The 4,212-nt window shown below is 71.7% G+C and carries 6 protein-coding genes; 2 read left to right on the top strand and 4 right to left on the bottom strand.

All coding sequences use genetic code 11. The features are described 5' to 3' along the window. From ACK4IU_RS14105 to ACK4IU_RS14115, 3 genes are all read right to left on the bottom strand, one after another. On the bottom strand, positions 1-485 hold a 485-nt coding region (locus ACK4IU_RS14105; protein WP_409736297.1), incomplete at its 3' end, for a hypothetical protein. After that, positions 478-912, bottom strand: a complete 435-nt coding sequence (locus tag ACK4IU_RS14110) for a phage holin family protein (protein ID WP_409736299.1) — start codon at positions 910-912, stop codon at positions 478-480. The genes ACK4IU_RS14105 and ACK4IU_RS14110, both read right to left, overlap by 8 nt. Beyond that, entirely contained in the window at positions 912-1,463 is a 552-nt protein-coding gene (locus ACK4IU_RS14115; RefSeq protein ID WP_409736301.1) for a hypothetical protein, read from the bottom strand. Before ACK4IU_RS14115 ends, ACK4IU_RS14110 begins: the two co-directional genes overlap by 1 nt. 218 nt (positions 1,464-1,681) lie before the next feature. Here ACK4IU_RS14115 and ACK4IU_RS14120 point away from each other — a divergent pair, with 218 nt between their 5' ends. Beyond that, positions 1,682-1,843, top strand: coding sequence for a DUF1328 domain-containing protein (locus ACK4IU_RS14120; RefSeq protein ID WP_409736303.1), 162 nt, complete (start codon positions 1,682-1,684; stop codon positions 1,841-1,843). 149 nt (positions 1,844-1,992) lie between these two features. Here ACK4IU_RS14120 and ACK4IU_RS14125 read toward each other — a convergent pair whose 3' ends face one another. Next, on the bottom strand, positions 1,993-2,463 hold the full coding sequence (locus ACK4IU_RS14125) for a hypothetical protein (protein WP_409736305.1): 471 nt from the start codon (positions 2,461-2,463) through the stop codon (positions 1,993-1,995). Positions 2,464-2,604: 141 nt separating this feature from the next. Between ACK4IU_RS14125 and ACK4IU_RS14130 the strand changes: the two genes are divergently transcribed. Further along, the coding region (locus ACK4IU_RS14130; RefSeq protein WP_409736307.1) for an AI-2E family transporter at positions 2,605-4,212 on the top strand (1,608 nt) is incomplete at its 3' end.

Below are 4,212 nucleotides of genomic sequence, written 5' to 3' on the forward strand. Positions count from 1 at the left end.
TCGAGCCCCTTGCCCAGCGCGGCCGCGGTTTCGGCGGCGAAGGCGGCGACGACCTCGGCGCGGTGCCGGGCGAGATCGGCCGCCGGGGCCAGCCCGCGCCGCGCGGCCTCGTCGATCCGCGACAGGAGGTCCAGCGCCCGGGCGCGCAGACCCCGCGCCTCGACCAGCCAGTCCTCTTCGGGATCCTCCGGCTCGGGCGCGGGCGGGCCGCCCTCGTCCTCCCAGCGGCTCAGCGCCTCGAACCGGGTCCCCGCCAGGGCCGGGGGTTCAGCGGCGTCCGAAGCGTCCTGCCGATCCGGTCCGCGCATGAGACCGCCGGTCGCCCGCGCCACCACCGCCGCCGCGCCGGATTTCAGCGAGGCCGCCCCGTGGGACAGAAGCGATGCGGGGCGCATCCGGTCGCGCAGCGCCACCAGCGATCGGGCCAGCGCCTCTCGGTCACGCTCAAGGGCGCGTTCGATCTCGGAAATGCTCTGTTCAGACATGTCGCTTCTCCTCCATGGTCAGCCCGGCGTGCAGGGCGCCCGCGTCGCGGCGCAGACCCCGGAACAGCCGCCCCGGCCGGCGCCCGCGCAGACGCAGGCCGGCCCGACCCGCCGCGGCAAGCCCCAGCGCGGCCAGCATCAGCACAAGGCCCACCACCAGCGCCGCCCAGACCGGCCCCAGCCCGGCATGGGCCAGGGCCCCCACCGCCGCGCCTGCCAGGACGTTCAGCCCGACAAGGGCGATCACCGCCGCCCCCGCCAGTTTCGCCAGCCCCGAGGTCATCTGGCGCAGACTGTCGGCTGCCTCGGCGCGGGCAAGCCGAAGCTCGCCCTGCACCAGCCGACCGACCCCGGAGACCACCTGGGACAGAAGCCCCGCGATCCCGGGATCCGGCGCTTGACCCTGTTCGGGCGAATGGTCGCGCATCAGACCCGCGTCCCCCGCTCCGCGTCATGGCCGCGTTCGGCCAGTCGGCGCGTGGCCGAGGCGCGCACGAAGCGCGCGGCGGCAAAGCCCGCGACGGCGGCAACCGCCATGAACGCCCCCGGATGACGCCGGGCCAGCGCGCGGACATCCGCGCCGAGTTCGCCCACCGAGCGGTTCCGCAGCGCCTGCGAGGCGCTGGACAGCCCGTCGGCCACCGTGCTCAGCACGCGCGCCGGCAGCACGTCGGCCGGGCCGTCGGCCGAGGCCCGCTCCAGCGTCGCGGCGAGACGTTCGCCGGCGTCCGACAGGGTCTCGCGCATGGCATCGGCCTTCTCAAGCGCCACGTCGCGGGCCGTCTCCAGCGCCGCGCCGGCACCCGAGGCGATCGCCGCGCGGGCATCGGCCGCCTTGCGCTTCACCGTCTCGACGCCGCTTTCGACCGCGTCGGCGGCCGTCCCGGCCATGTCGCGCGCGGCATCGCCCGCGTCATCGACCGCGCGCAGCGCCTTCTTCCCGGCCTCGGCGGCCGTCTTGTTCAGGGTCTGGGTCATGGCTGCATTCTCCTCGGTTCGGATGTCCTGCCGCGACGTGCGGTCGCGGGCTCTGCCGGGACAAGCCGCAAGACGGCGTCCGGTTCCCTCGCGCGCCCTGCGGCCGGCCAATTCCTGCCGGCGACAGGACCAGGGAACCGGATGCGCGCGGTGGCGTTGTCTGCCCAGAACCGCAATCCTGGCTCAGTCCGAGCCACCCGATCTAAAGGAGACCTCCCATGCTTGGATGGGCCGTGACCTTCCTCATCATCGCCATCATCGCCGGCGTCCTGGGCTTTGGCGGCATCGCCGGCACCTCGGCCGGCATCGCGCAGATCCTGTTCGTGATCTTCCTGATCCTCTTCGTCGTCTCGCTGGTGCGCGGGGCGATGACGCGCTGATCCGGCGCCTTTCCGGATCCTCTGTCCCCAAGGAAGCGGTCCTTTCCCTGCCGTCTTCCCCTCGACTGGGCCGCGACACCTGTCGCGGCCCATTTTTCATGGTGCCGCGCCGGGTCGGCCTGTGAGAGAGGGATCGGACCTGCGGGGGATCAGTCCTCGGCAGCGGGCGCTTCGACCAGCGTCACCGGGACGCGATAGCCGTCCGGCGTCGGCTGCACCCGGCGCAGGAACAGCCGCAGCGAGTCCAGCGCCTCGCCCCGGCTGACGGTCAGATGGACGCTTCCCCCGCCACGCCGCAACGCAGGAAGGAAGGTCACGATGGTGCGCATCAGGGTGAACATTGTGGCCGCGTCCGCGCCATCCCCGGCCAGCACCAGCCGGTCCAGCCGGCCCATGCGCCGCAGCTTCTCTTCCAGGGCGGCAAGCGAGGCGCTCTGGCCGAAGTCGGCGCAGATCACCTGCGCCCCGGGCAGGGCCGCCTCGGCCAGGGCAAGGCGCAGCATGGACGGCCCGGCGACGACGATCTGCGCGTCAAGGCCCGGCGCGACAAGGCCCGGCGCCAGCGGCAGCGCCGCGTCGTTCATCAGGATCACGGCCTGCGTCGCCTTGATCTCGACCATTCCCGTCCTCCGCCAGCGCCGGACGCCGGCGCACATCGGGCAACGCACCTTGCCGCAGTCTGGTTCCGGGGCCGGTTCCATTCAGGGAACCGCCCTGCGGCACCCCGCGTTGTCGGTCATCTGGCAGAGCGGGGGGACAGCATGCGCGAAACCGAAGGGACGGCCACACCCGGGCGCGACCAGCCGGAAGGCGACACGGAAGGCGGGCATGCGATCGTCTCGCTGACCACGCTGGCCACGATCACGGTGGTCTGCGCGATCCTCTATGTCGGCAAGGATCTGTTCCTGCCGCTTGCGCTGGGGATGCTGTTCGCCTTCATCCTGACCCCGGTGGTCAACGCGCTGCGCAGGCGGGGCCTGCGCGACCTTCCCGCGGTTGTCCTGACCGTGATGACCGCGGCGGCCATGGTCGCGGCCTTCGTCCTTATTCTCGCCTTCCAGCTGTCGCAGATCGGGGCGAACCTGCCGCAGTATCAGGGCAACGTCCTGACCAAGGTGGACACGATCCTCGAGGCCGGCGCCGACAACCGGGTCGTACAGCACCTTCAGGATATGATCGGCGACATTTCCGAACGCCTGTCTGCCCGGACCGAGTCCCCCGAAGACACCACGGCAATGCGGGTCGAGGTGGTGGAGCATGCCGGTCTGAAGGCCTGGCTGGAGGATGTCATCCTGCCGGCGCTGACCCCGGTCGCGATGTTCGGACTGGTCTTCGTCGTGGTGATCTTCGCGCTTCTGGAACGCGCCAGCCTGCGCGACCGGCTGGTCCAGCTGATCGGCGGCACCAACATCCTTGCCACCTCGCGGCTTCTGGCCGAGGCCGGGGGGCGCGTCTCGACCTATCTCCTCGCGCAGCTTGTGGTGAACATCATCTACGCCCTGCCCATCGGCCTCGGCCTCTGGCTGATCGGCGTGCCGAACGCGCTGTTCTTCGGGCTCGTGACCCTCGTCCTGCGCTTCGTCCCCTATATCGGCTCGGCGATCTCGGCGATCCTGCCCCTGCTCATGGCCTTCGCCGTGTCGCCCGACTGGTCCCTGGTCCTGTGGACCGCCGCGCTGTTCCTGTTGGTGGAGCTTGTCACTTCGAACATCATCGAGCCCTGGTTCTACGGTCAGCGCACCGGGGTCTCGCCGCTGGCGGTCATCGTTTCGGCCATGTTCTGGACCTGGCTCTGGGGACCGATGGGCCTGATCATCGCCACGCCGCTGACCGTCTGCCTCGTGGTCATCGGCCGCCATGTCCCCGGCCTGCGGCTGTTCCCGATCCTCTTCGGCGACCAGCCCGTCCTGGCCGACAGCGCCCGACTCTACGACCGGCTGCTTGCTGGCCGGTCCTTCGAGTTCACCGAGGCCGCCGCGACCTCGACCGCGCAGCACTACCTGGCCGAATACTACGACCGCACCGCCCTGCCCGCGCTGGCGCTCGCCCAGTCCGACAGCGCGGCGGGCCTTCTGTCCGACCACCAGGTCCACCGGATCGCCAGCGCCGCCTGGACGCTGACCGAAGAGCTGGAAACCGTGGTCGAGGACGAACTGGCGCTCGCGGCAAGCCAGCCCGAGGACCCCGAGGCCGCGCCGGCCGATGCCGGGCTTGTCAGAAACGGCCGGCTCGACGGGCTGGACCGCCGGATCGCCGTGATCGGCGCCCAGACCCGGCTGGACGAGGCGGCCACGCGTATGGTCGCCCAGGCCCTGCGCGCCGAGGGGGCCGAGGTGAAGGACCTGCCGTTGCGCGCCGCGCTGCCCCGC

Source organism: Tabrizicola flagellatus (assembly GCF_046295235.1).
GTDB classification, from domain to species: domain Bacteria; phylum Pseudomonadota; class Alphaproteobacteria; order Rhodobacterales; family Rhodobacteraceae; genus Tabrizicola; species Tabrizicola flagellata_A.